The organism is Pseudoalteromonas rubra (assembly GCF_005887095.1).
Lineage (GTDB): Bacteria > Pseudomonadota > Gammaproteobacteria > Enterobacterales > Alteromonadaceae > Pseudoalteromonas > Pseudoalteromonas rubra_E.
Genome location: NZ_PNCI01000025.1, coordinates 46802 through 67342 on the forward strand (window position 1 = coordinate 46802; position 20541 = coordinate 67342).

The window sequence follows — 20541 nt, forward strand, 5'->3', positions numbered from 1 at the left end:
GCACTATACGCCGCTTTCATTGTCCTAAAAATAAGGTAATAATTAAAATACTATTTCCTGTAAGGAATTAATTAAGTGGATTGGTTAACGGCAACACGGAGTTTTTGCGTTCTGGCAGAGCTGGGGAGCTTTACCAAAGCGGCGGAACATCAGGGTGTATCAGCGTCTGCTATGAGTAAGCGCATTGACTGGCTGGAAAGGCACTTGGGACAAAGTTTGTTTATTCGCACCACCCGACAGGTCAACCTGACGGAGCAGGGGCAGCACTTCTTTCCTCGTGCCAGAGATTGGCTGGCGCAATTTGAAGCTCTGGTTGAAAGCGCTCAGTCTGATCCATGCGAGCTGCAGGGAAGCCTGAAGATTGCCGCCACACAGGCAGTGGGCAGTAGTGTGTTAATGCCTAAAATAGAGCAGTTTCTGGCGCAATACCCGAAGATCACGATTCATCTGAATGTTCTGGCACCAGGAGAGCCACCAGATCTTCAGCACGATGTGGTGATCACCAGGTACAATGAGTCATTTGATTCAGTGTCACACAAGGGCACTCGTTTGTTCGACTATCAGATGCAGTTATTCGGTGCGCCTGAATATCTGGCACGCTGTGATGAGATAGCCAGTGTTGACGACCTGGCGCAGCACAAAATGTTGCTGAGCAGCTATTATCACAAAATTGGTGGGGTAGTGCTGGAAGATGGCCAGCTGTTTGAATTCACAAATTATAATTTTGTGACCGATCATCTGGATGCCATTTTAAAGGCCGCTGTGCAGGGAATAGGCCTGTTATTTATCGCGCCAAGCTATATTGAACGGGAACTAAGCTCCGGGGCATTGGTCCCCATCTTGCCGGGTATTCGTTCCGAGGTAAAACAACTCTGGGCTTATTACCCCAAGGCCAGCTATACCCCACGTAAAACCCGGTTGTTTATTGAGCACCTTAAGGCTGCGTTGTAAAACTGTGGAGAAGAACGTTCCTTGGTTTAAAAATGACCACCCATCGCGTCATCCCGGCCAACGAGCCGGGAACCATTTAGCTGTAAAGGTAACCAGGAGCGGACGGCCAGTAGAACCGCATCCAGAGCAGCGTTCAGAGGCACACATACGTCATACGCGATGACAGAGCTGGCCGACGAAATAACACCGGCCGAGCGAGTTAAAAACGGTAAGTCAGGCCCACATTCAACTGAAACTGATTGAGCACATCGCCGTCAAAATGCCACGCACAGACATCCTCATCACTGCCATTACAGCTAATCTTAGAGGAGTTTTTGATAGACGAAGCCAGCCAGCGTATCTCTGTCAGAGCGCTGAACCCGGCACCCAAATCATATTTAAGACCGCCATAAAAACCCGCGGCAAAAAAATGGTCGGGCTCTTCGAAGTTAGGTGTTACTTTATTCACACCAATCTGCGCTCCAATGTAGCTGTCCAGATTATCCGTAATATCCACATCTATGGCGCTTTGAAACATCAAATACTCCATATCCACCTTGTAGATAGGGGAGTCTTCGAACTCAGTTTCGACCATACTGTAAAAAAAGCCGTAGCGTTTTTTATCCAAATAACGGTCAAAGCTGATCCCAAAGTGGTTTTTATCGGCCAGCTCAACCAGTGCTTTTTGACTGGTATGTAAATCCTGACTACTGTTTTGGCCACCGTAAAGAGTGACGCCAAAGCCCATATTAGATGCCATAGCTGAGCCTGAGAACAGCCCTAAACCAAGTGCTAACCACACATAGCTGCGCATAATAAATCCTTGTTATCTCGTGTGTTGTTGGATGAGTTTAATTGCCAAGAAAGTAACATGCCTGTGCATCTAATAACAGGCATTTAGCGACTTAATTTACTTTGGTTTGTAGATTTGTTGCATCAGCATTGGCGCCGCCTTGCAACCTCAAGTACAATGTGGGTTTTCGATTGCAATACACCGGAACCTTCCCCATGGAAATCAAAGTAAATTATCTCGATAATCTTCGAATTGACGCTCGATTCGACGATTTTTCTGTCATTGCCGATCAGCCTATTCGCTATAAAGGCGATGGCTCAGCCCCCAGCCCGTTCGATTATTTTTTGGCTTCGTCTGCGCTGTGTGCGGCTTACTTTGTGAAAGTGTATTGTAATGCGCGCGACATTCCGACCGACGGCATTCGCGTGGCACAGAACAACATTGTTGACCCCGAAAACCGCTATAACCAGATCTTTAAAATTCAGGTAGAGCTGCCAGAGAGCATTTCTGAAAAAGATCGTCAGGGCATTTTGCGCTCCATCGACCGCTGTACTGTGAAAAAAGTGATCCAGACCGGCCCTGAGTTTCAGGTTGAAGCGGTAGAGAGCCTGGATGACGATGCACAGGCTATGCTGATGGTAAACACCGATTCAGATGCCAGTACCTTCATTCTGGGTAAAGACCTGCCACTGGAGCAGACCATTGCCAACATGACTGGCATTTTGTCTGATCTGGGCATGAAAATCGAAGTGGCATCGTGGCGAAATATTGTGCCTAACGTCTGGTCTTTGCACATTCGTGATGCCGCATCACCTATGTGTTTTACCAATGGTAAAGGTGCGACTAAAGAAAGCGCGCTTTGCTCAGCACTGGGCGAGTTTATTGAGCGCCTGAACTGTAACTTTTTCTATAACGATCAGTTCTTTGGTGAAGAAATTGCCAATGCTGAGTTTGTCCATTACCCCAATGAAAAGTGGTTTGAACCGGGTGACAACGATGAACTGCCAAGCGAGATCCTTGATGGCTACACGCGCGAAATCTACGATCCGGAAGGCGAGCTGCGTGGCTCAAACCTGATAGACACCAATTCGGGCAATGTCGAGCGTGGTATTTGCTCTATTCCTTACACGCGCCACAGCGACGGTGAAACGGTTTACTTCCCGTCCAACCTGATTGAAAACCTGTTCCTGAGCAACGGCATGAGCGCGGGTAACAACCTGTTTGAAGCCAAAGTACAGTGTTTGTCTGAGATCTTTGAGCGCGCGGTGAAAAAGCAGATCATTGAACAGGAAATTGTGCTGCCAGACGTACCTGAAGATGTACTGGCCAAGTTCCCGGGCATTGTGGCGGGCATTAAAGGGCTTGAAGAGCAGGGCTTCCCGATTGTGGTAAAAGACGCCTCTCTGGGCGGCCAGTTCCCGGTCATGTGTGTGACCCTGATGAACCCCAAAACCGGCGGCGTGTTTGCCTCTTTTGGTGCGCACCCAAGCCTGGAAGTTGCGCTGGAGCGCAGCCTGACTGAGTTGTTGCAGGGCCGCAGCTTTGAAGGTCTGAACGACGTACCAAAACCCACCTTTAACAGCATGGCAGTGTCTGAGCCGGAGAACTTTGTAGAGCACTTTATTGATTCTACTGGTGTAATCTCCTGGCGTTTCTTTAGTGCCAAGCACGATTATGAGTTTGTGGAGTGGGACTTCACAGGCACCAACGAAGAAGAGTGCGACAAACTGTTCGCCATTTTGAAAGACTTAGGTAAAGAAGCTTATATCGCTGAGTTTACCGATATGGGCACCGCCTGCCGTATTTTGGTACCTGGTTACTCAGAGGTTTACCCGGCCGAAGACCTGATCTGGGATAACACCAACAAAGCCCTGCAATACCGCGAAGACATTCTGAACATTCACTCGCTGGAAGACGAAGCGCTGGCCGATTTGGTTAATCGCCTGGAAGAAAGCCAGCTTGATAACTACATCGACATCATCACCTTGATCGGCGTAGAGTTCGATGAAAACACCGTTTGGGGCCAGCTGACCATTTTGGAGCTGAAGATCCTCATCTATCTGGCGCTGGGCGACATTGAAGCCGCTATTGAGCTGGTCGAAACCTTCCTGCAATACAACGACAACACCGTTGAACGCGGCTTGTTCTATCAGGCAATGCACGCGACGCTGGAAGTAGCGTTAGACGAAGAGCTGGAAATTGAAGACTACATCCACAGCTTTACTCGCATGTTCGGCAAAGAAGTGATGGACGCCGTGATTGGTTCAATCAACGGCGATGTGAAATTCTATGGCCTGACACCAACCAACATGCAACTGGAAGGCCTGGACAAGCACCTGCGCTTAATCGACAGCTACAAAAAGCTCCACTCTGCACGCGCTAAGTTTGCCAAGGGGTAAATAGCTAAGTGCTATTAAAGCCCGCAGAGTTAACTACCTGCGGGCTTTAATTGTGCATAGTGAGCAAGAGTGCAGAATTTGGTTTGGTGGGGAGCGCCGAGTCGGAACTCTGGGGATATGTGAACAGAGTTTCTCGTTACAAATACGCTCCTTTTCGCTTCAAATGCGCTCACTGTATACAGTCATACCGGCCTTGAGCCGGTATCTTTTCAATAGCGAGTGTGGTGCTTCAATTTGGGTTACTCTCACCCACCAGGGCCAACGTAATTAGATATACAACCCCTGCTGATTAATCGTCTGCTCTGTCAATGCTTCCTCCTGCCAACCTAGTTTTACTGGTGTCTGGTAAAATCTTGGGTTGCCTAGTTGTGGCCAGATATGGCACAGTCCTGGTACAAAGACTTTAACCGTACTCAGCGGAATGGGCGAGCGGGAATAGTCCAGTACCAGTGTTTCCATATCCAGGCTGTGTAGATGTTCAACAATGGCCAGAATGTCATCTTTCAGGTCACCGCTTTGAGTCAGTTTATAACTTCCCCTTGGGGCCTGCTCGTTTGGTAAAAGAAAGCTGTCATCTGTAATGGCATCAAAATCAAACGGTGCACCATTTTGGTCGCGGATAGGAATAAGCTGACATAACTCAGTGAGCGCTCTTTGTGCCGCCATTTCTGGTTTTAAATGACAGCCAAATCCAAATACATACCCCTGGGTTGCTTTGTTACGGCCAATCGCTGCCATTACGGGCACGCCGGTATCCACAGTGAGGTCCAGCACCCAGTAGTCGTGTTCAGCGGTGATGGTTTCGTGCAGCGGTGCCAGATAATCCGGGTCCAGACCGTTTAACTCAAACTGTGGGCGCGGCAGGCGGTTGTACCACCAGATAGCGGTTGCATCACGCTCAAGCAACTCAAATAAAGCCTGTAAAATGGCCTCTTCCAGATTATTACCAGCGGCACAGCCATTGGAATGCCATTTACCAAAGCGGTCTTCCTCAAACGGCGTGTTGGCAAAGCAGCAAACGGTAGGTACGTAAACCTTTTCATCGCGCGTGAGCGACCACAGTGCAGTCCAATTGACGGCTTCCCCAGTGTAACGCAACGCAGCTTGCTTGCGTTGAGATTCTGAATCATTTGGGTCCGAGAAACGTGCATACTGCTGCTCGCTGTAGGGTAACAACTGTTCAAAGTCATAACTACGCACATCAAGTTGTTGAGCCTGCGCCACCTGACTGGGTTCATCGCCGATATACTGAGCGTTCTTGCGCTCTATTGCTTCACACAGAGCGCTGGCTTTGGATTGTTCGTGCGTGACGCCTTTGCCGAGCGTTTGTTGGGCAAAATCGGCACCACTAATTAGCTTCGGAGCTTTCATTGGGCATTTGTAAAATCCTGAAGTGAATATCTTAATTGAGTCCAAAGGAGAGGACAGTTTAGTTTCAGGAAAAATATAACCCAGTTGACGGCCAATAAATGGTGCAAGTTTTTTAAGTGTGTCTTCTGCTTTATACGCTCTTGAACCACCATCAGCGTCATAGGTGATTGGAGTGCTTTTAAGAGATAATTCAGATGTGCTCTCAGAGTGCGGTATACGCTTCAAATTATCAAAATTATACTTGGCAGATGAGCCATGCTGAATATCAAAAACCAATGCTTCAATGCAATCGAGGGTATTAACTAGCGAGCATAGCTGTTGTGGTATTTTTGGGAAAGACAGCAAGCGACCTTTTCCTTTACCAAACTTGTCCATAAAGAGGTCGAGTGGCCGGTTGGCAAAAACCCATGCCAAGTAACTCTCTAATTTGTCGTTACATGTTAAAACTGGTGAGATATAAATGCTATTTTTATATACCTCACAAAGCCTCAGGGGGAAATGCTCCTGTAGATGTGTTGCTTTCCTGATATCTTCGATTAGTACGCAAGGGTTCTGCAAGTGTGGTGATATGCGCTGCCAGTTCTCTGTGAAACTTTGTATAAAACAATTTGATCCATACATTTCACCGATAAGTTCTGGTTGCGTATCTTGTAGATCAACCTCTTCAACTAGCCAGCCTCTTTTAGTCGCGTTTTCTACTTGATAATAAAAGTGTGCCAGAAGTTCGACAGGAACTTTTTTCGCCAGCTCATCAATACTTGTCAGGTGTTTAAAGTGTGAGAACAAAGGAAAATTTTCAGCATCTAAAACAAACTCATTAGTTTGGCTGTTAAGCAGAACATTATCATGCTTATCCGTAAAGATGCTGAATTTGCCATTAAACTTGAGTTTCATAATATAGTTACGCTTCTAAATTAAAGTGTTTTTGCAAAAACAGAATACTTAGGAAGTGACAAACAACAATGTCTTCTGAAAAGTCTAGATGAGTCTGATTTTTTACAACAGACTCAAAAAAAGTAATGACTTTATCTATATCGTAAATACCCAATTGTGATTCTCTGCTAGACAATTCATATAATTCATCTAGCAGATAAAGTGTAATGTTTTTGGTTAAATTAGTAGGAGCTAAAAAAGGTTTTTTTATTTGCTCTACATGTAAATGAGGGAAATTAACAGTAAATGCATCTCTCAAAATTCTCTTATTTTTGCCGTTGCAATACTTGAAGGCAGTTGGGAGTGAGTGAATGAAAGCTACTAACGTGTTATCCAGAAAAGGCTGACGGCCTTCAATCGAGTTTGCCAGTTCAGTTTTATCTCCCAGAGCAAGCAAGTTATAGTCTTGATATACAGTGTTGTAGTGGAGCCATTGGCTGTATCCAATGGGGGAAGTGACTATTTCACTGCGAGGTGCGACTAAATGTGTTGTGTAACAAGCGTCAAAAAAGTTTTCTGAGCGCAGTGATTTAAATAACTGAGCGTTTGACGTAGCACTTATAGTTGCGCAGGGCGTAAAATTCAATGCAGTCTCAAGTTTGACTTGGCCTTCAAAAAGCGGAGTAGGTCCACTTTGTTGTGTTAAAGGGGAGCTCAAATCATATTGAAAAAACTGATAGCCAAGCAATGATTCATCTGCCCCTTCTCCTGTTAGCGCAATTCTAATTCCGCTTTCTTGTACTTTACGGCTCAACAGGTATTTGGCGGCAACATTTAAATTTGGCACTATCGATTCTGCATGATAAATAGATTTTTCAAAAGAACCAATGAGATCGTTGTGCTCTAGTGGAAGTGTATGGTGTTTAATTCCAATCTGCTTAGCAAATTTTTCAGCTGCCAAGCTTTCATCCAAAGGGCTATTGGGAAATCCGATGCTGAATGATTCAGCTTTGTCACTCAGTCTAGCTGATAAAGCGCTGATGTATGATGAGTCTATGCCCGAGCTTAAGTAACAAGCGAAACGCTCTTGAGGTATTCTTTTGCTAACGGCTTGCTCAAACTGCTGGCTAAACTCTTGCGTTGCCTGTTCGTAAGAAATATCACACGGTTCAAATAAATCGGGGTTAAAAGGGGATTGCTCGCAAAATGGATAGCTTTTTAGCTCATTATTTGTGTACTCAACTATATGACCAGGAGGGACAGAAAAAACTCCTTTTACAAATGTTTCTTTGGCACCTACTAAAAATCGTTCTTTTGCAACTAAATAGTGCCCATTCCATACCGCTGGTACACCCGCAGATAGCAAAGCTTTAATTTCTGATGCGGCTATAAAATAATCATTATTATGGTAGTAATAGAGTGGCTTGCTGCCATTTCTGTCTCGGGCAAGGTAGATCTTTTCAGTTTTTCGATTGTATAAACATAGTGCAAACTCACCCTCTAGTTCATCGAGATAATTAACACCATATAGCTCAACGCCTCTTAATGCTATTTCACTATCCGACTTTGACGTAAAAGGTGCTCCTGACTTTTCGAGATGCGCAGCATCATTGTATATTTCTCCATTCACAGCGCAAACCCATGCGCTGTACTCAGAAAGTATAGGCTGATGAGCACTTGACCCCCCGTTTATTGCTAGTCGTTTATGACCTATAAAAACTCCCTCAATTTCATCATAATAAAAACCCTGTTGATCTGGACCTCGATGATTCAATAGCTCTAAAGATTTTATGAGGTCATTTTTTTTATTTCGATTGCTAATAGAGGCTAATATTCCACACATGAGTTATTATATACCACTTTATATTAGAAGCTCTAATTTGTTTAGTTCACTTTCATTTCTTGCCTTTTCTATAAGCCCCATTTTCACAGGTACAGTATAGAGCCTTTCTGAACCTAAGTAAGGGAAAAAGTGGCATAACGTGGGGGCGATAACTTTCACAGCATAAAGTGGTAGATTGTCTTTGGATTGGTCTACATAGTATAAATTCACACCGACACGCTTAAGCTTATTTACTATAAAATTCAAAGAATCTGAAATAGTTTTGAAGTTGTATTGAGGCGATATTTCTGAGTTCTTGTTCTCTGAGCTGCCGATGATATAACTTTCCAATTTAATATCAGAAAAACTGAAAGGGGATGTATTTATATCTTTAATTTCATGAACCTGAAAAAGCTCCGTTATTGCTCTCTGTTTTGCTATTGTTAGGTCTAAATGGCATCCAAATGAGAGTGTTACTTCACTGTTTTCAGTATTTAATGAAATAGCAGCTACAACAGGAATACCGATATCGGAAGTTAGATCAAGCAACCAGAGGTTGTATTTTTCACCAAAAAACAGCTCAATCTGGCTTATTAATTCCTCACCAAGGTCGTCTAAGCTTAGTCTAGGTACTATTGATTTGTTGTACCACCATATAGCAACGGCATCTCTTTCTATTAGTTCCAATGTACCCTGTAGTAAAGCCTCTTTCACACTATTTCCCGCGGCTCCTCCATTATGATAGAACTTCACAAAGCGAGACGGATATGGCGTATTTTTGTAGACAAAGTTTATAGGAACCCAGTACTCTTGGTCGAATAGATCTTTGCACTTTGTCCAATGAATTGGCTGATCTAAGTACTCCTCCACCTCATATATTGACTGAGTGCCTTGAGCTATTCGTTGTGCAAATTTTTTGTATTGAGCTTGGCTGAATGGTGTTAACTCAACTAGCTTTAGGCAGTTTTCTAATTCACTTTGCTTTGCTTCTATAGCATCGATAGAGTAGTCAAAATTTGATGAAATGCGTTCAATTGCTTCGCAAAGTGAGCTTATTTTTGATTGCTTGTCATCTATACCTTTCCCCATTGCTGTGTAGTATAAAGATTCATTGCTGATACAGTCTGGGTCTAAAGGGTTTTCGCAAAAAGTAGAAAAGTAGGTTTTACTCCCATCTTTGTCCGCACTGTTGTTTATTTTTCCATGGAAACAAAGGCACCCGAATATAGGGTCTGCTATCACTTCAATATTTTTTAATGTCTCTTCCTTACTGACTACTCTGAAGCCGGAGTACTTGTTAACCACTTTATCCAGAGCTGGTTTGATCTTTTTTATCGGGCTCCATGTCTTCAATTCATCACTCTCAGAAACATATGACCAACCATAGCTAGATATACAGATGAGTTTATTCAATGACTCATTGGAAACATTTAGGTCTCTTGTAAAATCAACCCCTTTTTTAAATAACCTTCTTCTTAAAGGTCTAGTGTTAAGGTAAATTTCTCGAGATGTATTTATCAGGCTAAGCACTTCTGCCTTGTTTCTTCCTATAATTACCTGTGGAAATTGAGTTGTGGGAATTATGACGCGAACTACTTCATGGCTCATAACTAACCCATCAATTCTGGGATCTGTTATTTCGTTGGCTATGATGTCATATGCATTTATGCATCTTTGACTTGTAAGTGAGCTTGTTGATAGAGATGTTAGATTGACTCCTGTAAGGAAGGTCTCAGACGTGCTTTGTCTTGTATCTTGCTCAAAAATTAAGTCGCTATCAAGTAGCATTTTCTCAATATCCTCGCATTCAACCCAGATCCCATTTTCAGCTATTTGCAAATCAGAATGCATTTTTAGTGGAACCAAGTACTCCCTATCTTTGTGTATTATGTATAGATTTTTATCTTCTTTAAAAAGAAAAACTTCTGGGTTTATAGAGTAATGCTTCATAAAATGGGGGAAATTGAAAAGTTTGTTATTCTATTTGTAAGGCCATAGCTGTTTTTTTGCACCAAAACTTCACTGTCTACACCTCGGACATAGAAGTTAAGCAAAACCTGATGCTGGTTAGTCGTATTTTTACCAAAGCCTTTAAATACTTCTCTGTTCACTATAAGAGATTGACCTTGCTTGATTTCAATCCTCTTTGTTTGCTTGAGGGTAGCAGAGTCTTGGCAAATATTGTCAAATGCATTAAATCTACTCATCAGGTTATCTGAGAGATATGCCTCTACGGGGGACAGTGCTAGAGAAAACGAAAAATGTTCCCCTGTTATGAAATCAACAATATCATTATCGCGGTGAAAGTTCACAGAGCAAATGTTTTGTCCGTTATCTGGTGGGATAAAAATAACTGAACTAGCCCATAACTGCAGAACCTTACTGCTAAAGTGTTCAGGGAAGCAATTTTTGTTTAGTTTAGTTATGAGTTTTTGTGTTTCTGGACATATCTGATGAACCTGGTCTACCTTCGCCACTTTTGTATCCATTTCATCTAGCCACCATTTTCTCAGTGGTTCACCGTGGTTAAGGAACTTTTTTGTAATGTAATATTCATACAGTGCGTTTAATTCTGCAGAATTAAGGTCGAACAAGTTCGGTAATAGTGCAAATTTCATTAAAAAGTTGGGAGCTTTCGCTCCCTCCTGAATCAAGTAGTGAAAGGGTAGATTTTACCAAGCGCATCGTAGTCCATTAAAGACATTGCCACGTCTTGCTGTTCTTCTGGTTTAGGTGGTAACTTCATAATTACTGTTGAGCCTAAATTCAAGAATGAAGGATTGCTATGGATGAAATCATCCATCATTTGACTAAACTGTGAAGCACTCCACTGAGGGCTATTTTCTGGAATCTCTTCAGTAGTAATGTACCAAAGACGGCCTGAAGGGTGCTTTACAATCACTCCAGTGGCTGGTATGTCAACCCATCCGTTTACTGGAACATCACTCCATTTCTTAGTTACATTGAAGTAACTAGCATTGTCAGTAGAAACAAGACTGAATGTTACATAGCCTTGCTCTTGACTTGGAACAATTGTTCCTGGGTCAATAAGGTAGGCTTTAAAGTAGCCAGGTTTCAGGTTATCTCGCTGATATTGAAGGTTGCTGCTGGTTGCTTCAATAACAACTGATTGATCTTCATGACGATTTGCATCAACTACTTTCAGATTGACACCAGCAGGAAGCTTATAGTTAAACATCGATAAAACTAACGCCGGATCATGTAACAGCGCTGCTTTGTTTTCTTCTTTTTCCCATGCATAGGCTACTGCTCGTCCCCATGCGTGGCTCCAGCTCTCGTGTGAAGCTGCTCCATTCAAAATAGATTCATCGAAAAGTACTTGAAGTGACCCTGTAAAAGAGCCAAATGCGGTATCTCCGAATTTTGAGTTGTTTATTTCCACTGTAAAAGTCCTATTTTAAAGTAAGTTCTCATGGATTTAGATTAATTTATTAACAAGTAAATGGAAAACCTGGACCATCGTTATTATAACGAGTTAGTGCAACAGGTTGACTCGATTTATCATCTGGAGCTTCAGGGAAAGATAAAATAATACCAAGAGGCGTTTTTTGAACTTGTTGATAATTGCCTTCATCTTCAACACACCAAACCCACTTATCAATTGCAATGGTTGACTCTAATACTGAAATGGATTCGATATCTTTGGGTGAAATCTGCTCATCGAGTACAAACAGAAGTTTGTTACGAGACGCGGAGAGATCTCTCGCACTTAGTTTAAAGGTGGATTCATCAAGCAAGTATGCAACTGTTCTCTGAAGCTGTTCACCGGAACGCAGTGTCAGTGCAGCATCAAAAGTTCTTGCATATTTAGCAAGCTTATCTTTCTTTACTATTAGGTCTACGTCCCAAGGGTAGTCATAGTCTAGCCAATCCTTTAGCAATTTAGTGGCATTACCAATGGTGTTTGTAGAACTATGAGAGATAGTTTCTTCAATGAGGTTATTACTAAATTTAGTGTTTGACCACGCGAGAGCAACAGCTGCAGCCATTACTCCACCAAACTCAACGAAATGTGTGTTGCTGTTACCTAGGTCGTAACTTGCTTCTGGAATCAGCCCATCTTTCATCGAGGGAAATATGAAAGCACTTTCAGGGTGGTCTATGTGCCCTGAGGCACACAATGTGTCAAAGACTTGTTGCAGTGAAAGGTTGGGATGATTTACGTCGTCAGTGAAGCTCTCTAATATCCAGGAGTTATCGAAATAGTAGTGCGAAAGAGCTTCTGCTGGGTTTGGAATAGCAGGTTTTTCCGGCACGGAGACGACAAACTTATCGAAAGATAAAGAGTCGGTCATATATACGCCTCTTGTCTCATTATAGAAAGGCCCCTCGCCGAGATCTTTGATAGAAAACTGAATATTCCATGGGCATTTATAGCCGAAGTATTTGTCTAGGACAGATAGTGCATTTCCGGGCAAGCATAGCTCTTTTCTAAATTCTTCGTCATTCCATGCTTTTGCAATGGCTTTTAAGTATGTTGCACGAAAGTCAAGCAATTGTTTCGTTAGTTCCATTTTTTCTCCTTGTTAAATGTATAACCCTTGTTGGTTTATTGTTTGCTCTGTGAGTGGCTGTTCTAACCACCCGAGTTTTACCGGGGTTTGATAAAGCCGGGGGTTACCTAGTTGTGGCCACATGTGACATAGGCCCGGAGCGAATAGCTTGACTGTATTGATAGGAATGTCTGGCCTTGTGTAATTCAACAACAATACCTCAATATTCAACGTATCCAGCTGCTTGGCTATAGCTTCGATCATTACCTTCAAATTTTCAGAGAACTGTATACTTTTATTAACAGGTAAAACGTCTTCATGTGGCATTAGATAATTGCCAGTATCGATTTTACTTCTATCAAATATACAGCTGTTTTGCTCTTTTGCTGCTATTAATTGGCAAAGTTCTGTCAGTGCTCGTTGTGCTGCAATTTCCTCAACAATGTGGCAACCAAATCCAAAACTATATTTGCCTGAAGCTTTTTCTCTTCCAATTGCTGCAATCACAGTTACGCCAACATCGTTTGTGATATCTAATAACCAATAATCAAAGTCTTTCCCCAGGGTTTGATCACATCGTTCGAGTAATGTGGTAGCTAGCTTGTCCATACTAAATGCAGGCCGAGCTACTTTGTTGTACCACCAGATGGCGATTGCATCTCGCTCAATTAGCTCTAGTAACCCTTGTAGCGTTGCCTCTTCAATTGTATTTCCCGCTGCACAACCATTTGAATGCCACCTGCCAAATTTCTCATCTTCAAAAGGTGTGTTTGAAAAGCAAAAGGTAAAGGGAACGTATACTGGTGATTTTTTTATCAAAGAGGTTGCTTTGTACCAAAGCGTTTCTTGGTCGGTGTATTTTCTGCAAGCTTGTTTTCTTTTGGAGTCTGAATGCTCTGGAGTATTGAAGTTTCGATATTGGGCTTCTGAATAAGGTGCTAAGTCATGATATGAGTAAGAGTAAAGGTCGAGTTTGCTCTGACATGATTTTATCGGAATTTCATACCCTTTAAAAATAGCGCTAAATCTCTCTATTGTCTCGCAGATAGCACTGACTTGAGATTGAATGTCTGTTTCCCCTTTGCCCATAGTTCCTTGAATGAAAGCCTCATTTGAAGGGCGCTCAAAACTATTTTTATACAATGGCTTGTTATACGCCGCTTTGTATACAGGTATAGATGAGTAAGCGCCTAGTTCTTCTTTTTCTAAATGCGTGATAACACCTGTTATTGGACTAATAAGCGGCATTAATGTATCAAGCGTACTATGTGGAGACTGCACTCTGGTACCGCAATCATGCTTATAGTTTACAAAGCAATCCGTCAACTCAACATGACTTGATTCTTTATTAAAATCATATCCCTGCCTGATAAATGTGTTGACGTTATGTTTGGCTTCTTTAGTATTTACTAGGCAAAATGTCGTTATTATGTCTTCTTTTAAGTCAATGCAATTCAAAAGAGAAACTAATCTGGCTTTATTCTCCTTTAAAAGATCTAGATTCGATTTATAAGAAGCATAGTAGAGGTCGTGGCCTAGGCTTTTAAGATATCCTTCGAATGGTGTATTTGCTGAAATTTGACTAATCAAAGCTTCAACGTTCTGCCTTTCTGTATGGGCGAAAGGTCGGGTAACCCATATATCTTTGCCTGTTATTTTTATAACTATCGAAGGTTTTTTTACTGATTGCTCTATCAGATGGATTAGTGACAGATCTAGTTTTGCTGTAAGGATTACGTTTAAACGACCATTGAGTTGGCTTGACTCAACGACTTCTCGCCAAAATTCCACCGGAATAAAAGAGGATTGTAGAGATTCTGAAATACACAGACCTTCAAATGTCTCCCTAACTTGTGATACGCCTTCTAATCGCTGGCCACTGTGCTCTACGATGATGCCAGAAGCCTTTAAATCCTCAATTTTTTTAAATAAAACGGCTGATTCATATATGCTTATATCACTCCCAAATAAATCAGAAGCTGAAAGCCCTGATTTCAGTGAATTTGCGATTGGCAGATACTGCCTGTCTATGAAGTAGTGAGAGTTATCACCTAATAAAAATAGTCCATAGTCTGTTGGATAGGTGCTGAATTCATCACTGATAAGATAAATTTCTTTCAAGGCTTAGTCGCTTAGATTTAAAAATTAAAAAACTTACTTGGATTAAGCTCGTAAATTTCTTTTTTTTCAGTTTCTGTTAGAAATGAAAACTCTTCTTTGTCATCCGAGCTCTCAGAGTCCAAGTGGTCTGGGTGTGGATAGTCACTACCGAACAGAAGACGATCTGAACCAATGTAATCTATTAGTTCTCTAATACATGGTTCCCCATCTTCAATACTAACCCAGCAATGAGACTTAAAGTATTCAGATGGTAATTTCTTAATATTGTCTTTTACTAAGTTTGGATATTCAGGGTAGCAAATGTTATCCAATCTCCACAGCCAATATGGAACCCAAGAGCCTCCGCCTTCTAAAAGAGCAAATTTCAGCTTCGGATACTTTTCAAAAACGCCATTTTCCAATAGAGAAACAAATGCCATTTGCAGTTCAATTGGGTGGGAGCAAGCATGTAATCCGAACCTGGAAGTGAATCGTTCACTACCAGCAGTGCTGCCGTGCAGATTTGATCCACCGTGGAGGCAGATACCTATATTATGCTCTTCACAAGCTTGCCAAAATGGCTCATATGCTTGAGATCCCAAAGAATGCCCATTGATAACTTCAGGTCTTATTGAAATAGTAGTCCAGCCATAGCTAGCGATTGCTTTAACTTGCTGTGCAAGAGTTTCTGGGTCGTGCCTGCTAACAGCACCGACAGGAAGAAGCCTTGTTTTATCAGCGCTTACATATTCATTTAACCACTCGTTGTAGCCTTCAGCATATGCAAGAGAGCTTTTAGCTGAAATCTCTGCGTGATTAATAACATATGATGCGAATGTCGGAAAGATAGCGGCCTTTTCAATTCCATGCAGGTCCATAGAAGCTAATTGCCCTTTCCCTGACATGGCTGAAAGCCTTTCTAACTGGCTACTGTCTTGTTGGTGTGTTGATTCAATTTGAAGCTCTTCGCTCCAATGCTTAAAGATCGGGTGTTGTCCAACATATAGGGTTGGTATCAATTGAATTGCACTTCGCAGGTTACCATATTTTTTTGCTCTGAGTTGCGCCTCTTCAAGAGTATCCTCTTTTAGGCTAACACGGTACTCACCTACTTGTTCTTCATCAATATAGTTGTCCCATAATTCTACAGGTTCTACGACATGACGGTCAGAATCAAAAACTTTATACATTATTCTCTCATTTTTTGAGTACTTCCCTTGTATAAGGGAAGTACTCAAGTTATTTAACAACCAGTAATTGGGTAAATCTTACCTGCGGCCTCGTAATCACCCAGTGCTAATGCGTTCCATTTAGGATCACTAGGCTCTGGAGGCAGAGTTAGTGTTAGCTTCATTTTTAACAAGCCTTCTTCAACAGCTCTGTACCATCCATTGTGGGTAAATTGCTCTACGTTGGCATCTGTAGAATCACCTGGGTTCACGTACTGATTGTCAGGGTTATCATCGGCAAGCTTTACTTCAACGTCGAGGAGGTTCCATAGATCTACCTCGCCATCAGAGAGAATCTCTGAAGTGCCGGTGAAGCCCATTTTTTCAAAAGCTTGCTTCGCATCTTCTACCAGTAGCTTTTTGAACTCTTCATCAACCCATGCTCGAGCTATTGCACGTACCCATGTTGAGCGCCAGTTATAAATCAGATTTACAGCCGGTAAGAAAGCTTCATCTCCAGCTAAAGAGACGTTTTTTGGTTCTGTCATTTCTATGTCCTATTTTCACTATTGTCTAAAAATTGATGCGTTTTTATACCTATTGAAGCAGCCGCTTCACGAGCAAGTTCGAGATAGTGGGTGGATTTTTCATTTTCACCTAAGTGTGCCAACGCTATACTCTGTAGCCGATATAACTCAGGAACAAACAAGTTATCATTTACATTAAGTGAGTGAGCTATTACTTTTTCTAGTCTCTGACTTGCTTCAGCGTGTTTTTGTTCAGAAATCTCAATATCCGCTATTAAAGCAGACCAATAACCTTGCATTTGAGTCATACCGATTGAGAGGATGCCCTGATAAGCTGTATCTGCGGTTTTCGAATCCTTGTTAGCCCAAGATTCCAGTAGCGAAATTAAACCTGTCCAGTTCATCAGTTTTTCTCGGTTACAAAGTTCGGTAATTTCCCTGGATAACTTAAGTATGTTCTCTGGATTTCTTAATTGATATTGACAGCAGCACTGATAAACTTTTGCCATACATTGGCTATGGTATGAACCAATATCTTCCGCGTATTGGTTTGCTTCAATGTACAGTGCGGTAACCTGCTCAGTGTTGTTCCAGCAGGCTTGAATCAATGACTGAACACTCAGTGCAAAAACTTTTGTATCATGCCCAAAAATACTCGCGTGGTCTCTATCTCGTTCTTCACAATAAAGCTCTATTGCCTTTGAACAACACTCGTAAGATAAGTCTAGATTTCCCTGCATCCAGTTTGTGTGGCCCTGGAGAGCAAACAAAGCGCTTTCTTCACTATCACCTATATTTTCTAATTTGAATGCAGCATCAACCAACTCTGCAACTTTTTGGTGGTTTCCTCGCACATTGTGGTATGTTGCGGATGCCCAATAGATAGGAAAGCTTTGTGCTACTGTTTTTTCTGGCATAGCACTTAGCAACTGTTGTGCTCGTGCCATAAGGCTCTCAACTTTTTCTGATGCCCAGCCATGAACTGTCATTGAGGCTGTAGTGATCAAATTGTTAAGCTCTAACTTTTCACTTATAGGGCAATTTGCTTTTTCCATCAGCTCGTATGCGGTCTCTGCAAAGTGCAGCGCATTAACATATGCACTTCTGTTCATAAGAATGTTAGCGGCTTGCCTTGCATATTTTGATGCGTTTAAAAAGTCTTCTGCAGCACTGAAATGTATAACTAAAATGCTGATAACGGAGCTATTGCTAACATCTCTGAGTCGCTCAATTGTCGCAGCTAGTTTGGTGTGATTTTCTTTGCTAACTTGAGTTGACATACTCCCATAAGCCGCATCCCTTACCAGCGCGTGTTTAAAGATATAACTATCATTTTCAACCCGGCGTTGTTGAATGATGAGGTCTTTCTCGATCAGTTCATTCAGGTCGTTTTGGATCTGATCTTCGCTGAGTGATGACGCGGCGACGAGCAGGTCGTATTCGAATTCGCGGCCTATGGTGGCGGCGAGTTGTGCGGTTTCTTTGGCGTGCACCAGGCTGTCGAGTTTTTGCTGTAGTGATTCGCGCAGGCTGCTGGGGACCTGATCGAGTTTATCCGGGCTGACGAAGTTGACTTCGCCGCTTTGCTCGCTGACGAGTGCTTTTTGTTTCAGCATATCAACCAGCTCTTCGATAAATAGCGGGATGCCGTCGGTGCGGCTAACCAGGATATCGCGTACGTTTTTCGAGACAGCTTTGCCTTCGAACAGTTGCTCGATGAAGTCTTCGGTTGCTTTGGCGGTGAGCTTATGTAGCTCCAGCTCCAGCAATGTCAGGTCGTGCAGGCTGTCTGGCTTGGGCTGGCGCGAGGTGCTGATCAGCACGCTGCCATCGCTCAGGTTGGCTGCAAAGTGGTGGATAAACTCCAAAGTGGTGGAATCTGCCCAGTGAATATCTTCTATGATGTACAGCTTATGATTGCTGAGGCTGAATTTGTGCGACAGCAGCAGGGCACTCAGGCCTTTGAACAACAACTCTTTCTGGGCATCCGGCGCCAGTGACGATGGCTGCATGTCTTCGGGCAACTCAATGTTCAGCCACACCAGCAGGATTGGCAAAATGGTCTCTGTATTGAGTGTGCTGTCCTGTTCATTAAGCAGTGATACAAACAGGTCTATGACCTCGGTATTGCTGAGATTGCTGGTATTAAACAGGTAACGTACCAGCGTCAGAACAGGGTAGAGCGCGTTGTTCTGGTGCTCCGGCAAACACTGGGCAACCAGGTGCTGGTATTTACCGGCGTTGGCACGAATTTCTTGCAGTAACCGCGACTTACCAATGCCGGCTTCACCGTAAATATGGGCAACCCGGGTGGTTTGTTGTTCGTTATTAATGATAGATAGTGTTTTATCCAGTTCGCTCTGACGGCCAATCAGCTTGTGGTGATGGCGCGTACCACGCATAAACCCAAAGGCTTCGACGCGTTTTTCGCCTTTAAGGTTATAAATGGCTTGCTGTTCAAACGCCATACCCAGCTGCATGTTGTCGAAATAATCGAACTCACTGTATGGCTCAAGGATGGCGCGTGACTCTGCGGTACACAAAATTTGACGTTCGCCAGCATGGCGAGCCAGTTGCATGGCTGTGTTAGCAATATGGCCTTCTGGTACGGCATTGGCGTAAGTGACAAAAATACCCGAGTGCAGGCCAATATGGGCGTTGAGTTGCACGCCGTGGGCTTCCTGCATCAGCGCATTACGCTTGCCCAGTTCGCTGATCACATCCAGTGCGGTACGTGCGCTCAGCCGCGTGTCGTTGTCGCTGGCAATGGGGTAACCAAAGTAGAACAGCGCAGTATCGGCCAGATTGCCCACATGATACGCACCAAAGCGGGTGGCTATATCAATACAGGTGTTGCGCTGTGATTTAAACAGGGTATCGATTACATCCAGGTCTTTGGCGTTTTCATCCAGCATCTTGGCGCTGAGGCGCAGTGCCATAACGGTGATTTGTTTGCGCTCTGTCAGCGTGGTGTAATCCTGCTGGCCGGGGTGACTAGGATCATCGGTGCGCAGCACCACAGTGGCATCGTCGTAACCATGTTGCGCCTGTACATCTGCCAGTACGCCTACCAGGTTAGACACATTCATAGAGTTCAGCTCGGTGAAGGCTTCTTCCCCTGAGATAACCCGCTCTGTGGCATTCTTTTGCAGTACACGACGCAACAATCCCGATAGTGGGTGGCCAAGCAAGGCACTGGGCAGCGGAATATGCACATCGCTCAATTGCTTGTGGTAAATCGAGGCAATGCTGGAGCCGGTAACGGCTGGTAACCCGGTCAGACACTCCAAAAATACCAGACCCCAAACATAGATATCCGTTTTGGCTGAGGCCGGTTCACCACGCAATTGCTCGGGGGCGCTGTACGAAGGTGTACCCAGAGTTTCCTGGGTGAGTGTCAGTGTGGCAAAGTCCTGATGGCGGCTTTCCTGGCTGAGCGTACCGATACCAAAGTCGAGAATTTTAGCGTAGGTTTTTGCGCCTGCCTGGGTCAGCATGATATTGGCGGGTTTAATGTCCCGGTGGACTATGCCTTTTTGGTGTGCATGGATCAGGGCATCCAGTACCTGCAACATAATGTCGGTGGCGTCTACGGCGTCTAACGCGCCTTCCTGAATAAGGTGTTCGCGCAGTGACTGACCTTCCACATATTCAAATACGCCGTACAGCAGGTTTTCGTCTACCTGGCCTTTATCCAGCAGCCGCACAATATGCGGGTGCTGCAGCTGGCTGCTGAGAGAAGTTTCGCGTTTGAATCGCTCAACGTAGCGATGCTTTTTGGCTTCGTCAAGATGAGGCTCAAGAGCCAGAAACTTGATTGCCACGACCTGATCCGTGTTTTTATTCTTCGCTTTGTAAACCTTACCAAAGCCGCCTTCGCCTATCTTGTGGATGAGCTCATATTGCGTCGACTGAAAGCGATCCTGAATGTAAGGATCAGAAAATTGAGTTAGTGGCATAGTCTTTTATTTTTATCTAATTTGTTAACAGGGCTCGAACCTAAGCTCTAAATTATTGTTAAGAATTACGATTATTACAATGTT

13 protein-coding genes are annotated in these 20541 nt (G+C 43.3%); 2 read left to right on the top strand and 11 right to left on the bottom strand.

Annotated features, from left to right (window positions below; translation table 11 throughout):
* Nucleotides 1–75 precede the first annotated feature (75 nt).
* Nucleotides 76–951, top strand: coding sequence for a LysR family transcriptional regulator (locus CWB99_RS11800; protein ID WP_138549573.1), 876 nt, complete (start codon nucleotides 76–78; stop codon nucleotides 949–951).
* Nucleotides 952–1150: 199 nt separating this feature from the next.
* Here the strand turns inward: CWB99_RS11800 and CWB99_RS11805 are convergent, their stop codons facing one another.
* Nucleotides 1151–1744 (bottom strand): hypothetical protein, encoded by a 594-nt coding sequence (locus CWB99_RS11805; protein WP_138549572.1) that lies wholly within the window; start codon nucleotides 1742–1744, stop codon nucleotides 1151–1153.
* 194 nt (nucleotides 1745–1938) lie between these two features.
* Between CWB99_RS11805 and CWB99_RS11810 the strand changes: the two genes are divergently transcribed.
* Nucleotides 1939–4122, top strand: a complete 2184-nt coding sequence (locus tag CWB99_RS11810; RefSeq protein ID WP_138549571.1) for an OsmC domain/YcaO domain-containing protein — start codon at nucleotides 1939–1941, stop codon at nucleotides 4120–4122.
* Between the two features lie 267 nt (nucleotides 4123–4389).
* Here CWB99_RS11810 and CWB99_RS11815 read toward each other — a convergent pair whose 3' ends face one another.
* The 10 genes from CWB99_RS11815 to CWB99_RS11860 form a co-directional block, all read right to left on the bottom strand.
* The gene (locus CWB99_RS11815; RefSeq protein ID WP_249331856.1) at nucleotides 4390–5907 is read right to left on the bottom strand and encodes a YcaO-like family protein; all 1518 of its coding nucleotides are present in this window, start codon (nucleotides 5905–5907) and stop codon (nucleotides 4390–4392) included.
* 487 nt (nucleotides 5908–6394) lie between these two features.
* Nucleotides 6395–8209 (bottom strand): asparagine synthase (glutamine-hydrolyzing), encoded by a 1815-nt coding sequence (gene asnB, locus CWB99_RS11820; protein ID WP_138549569.1) that lies wholly within the window; start codon nucleotides 8207–8209, stop codon nucleotides 6395–6397.
* An 18-nt stretch (nucleotides 8210–8227) separates the two neighbouring features.
* On the bottom strand, nucleotides 8228–10138 hold the full coding sequence (locus CWB99_RS11825; protein WP_138549568.1) for a YcaO-like family protein: 1911 nt from the start codon (nucleotides 10136–10138) through the stop codon (nucleotides 8228–8230).
* Nucleotides 10135–10806 (bottom strand): hypothetical protein, encoded by a 672-nt coding sequence (locus CWB99_RS11830; protein ID WP_138549567.1) that lies wholly within the window; start codon nucleotides 10804–10806, stop codon nucleotides 10135–10137. The genes CWB99_RS11825 and CWB99_RS11830 overlap by 4 nt, the downstream gene beginning before the upstream one ends.
* A 32-nt stretch (nucleotides 10807–10838) precedes the next feature.
* Nucleotides 10839–11591: a hypothetical protein gene (locus CWB99_RS11835; RefSeq protein WP_138549566.1), complete on the bottom strand. Its 753-nt coding sequence runs from the start codon at nucleotides 11589–11591 to the stop codon at nucleotides 10839–10841.
* Nucleotides 11592–11640: 49 nt separating this feature from the next.
* Entirely contained in the window at nucleotides 11641–12723 is a 1083-nt protein-coding gene (locus CWB99_RS11840; RefSeq protein ID WP_138549565.1) for a BMA_0021/BMA_0022 family TOMM bacteriocin, read from the bottom strand.
* Between the two features lie 12 nt (nucleotides 12724–12735).
* Nucleotides 12736–14823: a YcaO-like family protein gene (locus CWB99_RS11845; RefSeq protein ID WP_138549564.1), complete on the bottom strand. Its 2088-nt coding sequence runs from the start codon at nucleotides 14821–14823 to the stop codon at nucleotides 12736–12738.
* A gap of 17 nt (nucleotides 14824–14840) precedes the next feature.
* Nucleotides 14841–15992 (bottom strand): amidohydrolase family protein, encoded by a 1152-nt coding sequence (locus tag CWB99_RS11850; protein WP_138549563.1) that lies wholly within the window; start codon nucleotides 15990–15992, stop codon nucleotides 14841–14843.
* 53 nt (nucleotides 15993–16045) lie between these two features.
* Nucleotides 16046–16519: a nitrile hydratase subunit alpha gene (locus CWB99_RS11855; protein ID WP_054013395.1), complete on the bottom strand. Its 474-nt coding sequence runs from the start codon at nucleotides 16517–16519 to the stop codon at nucleotides 16046–16048.
* Between the two features lie 2 nt (nucleotides 16520–16521).
* On the bottom strand, nucleotides 16522–20457 hold the full coding sequence (locus CWB99_RS11860; protein ID WP_138549562.1) for a TOMM system kinase/cyclase fusion protein: 3936 nt from the start codon (nucleotides 20455–20457) through the stop codon (nucleotides 16522–16524).
* Nucleotides 20458–20541 lie beyond the last annotated feature (84 nt).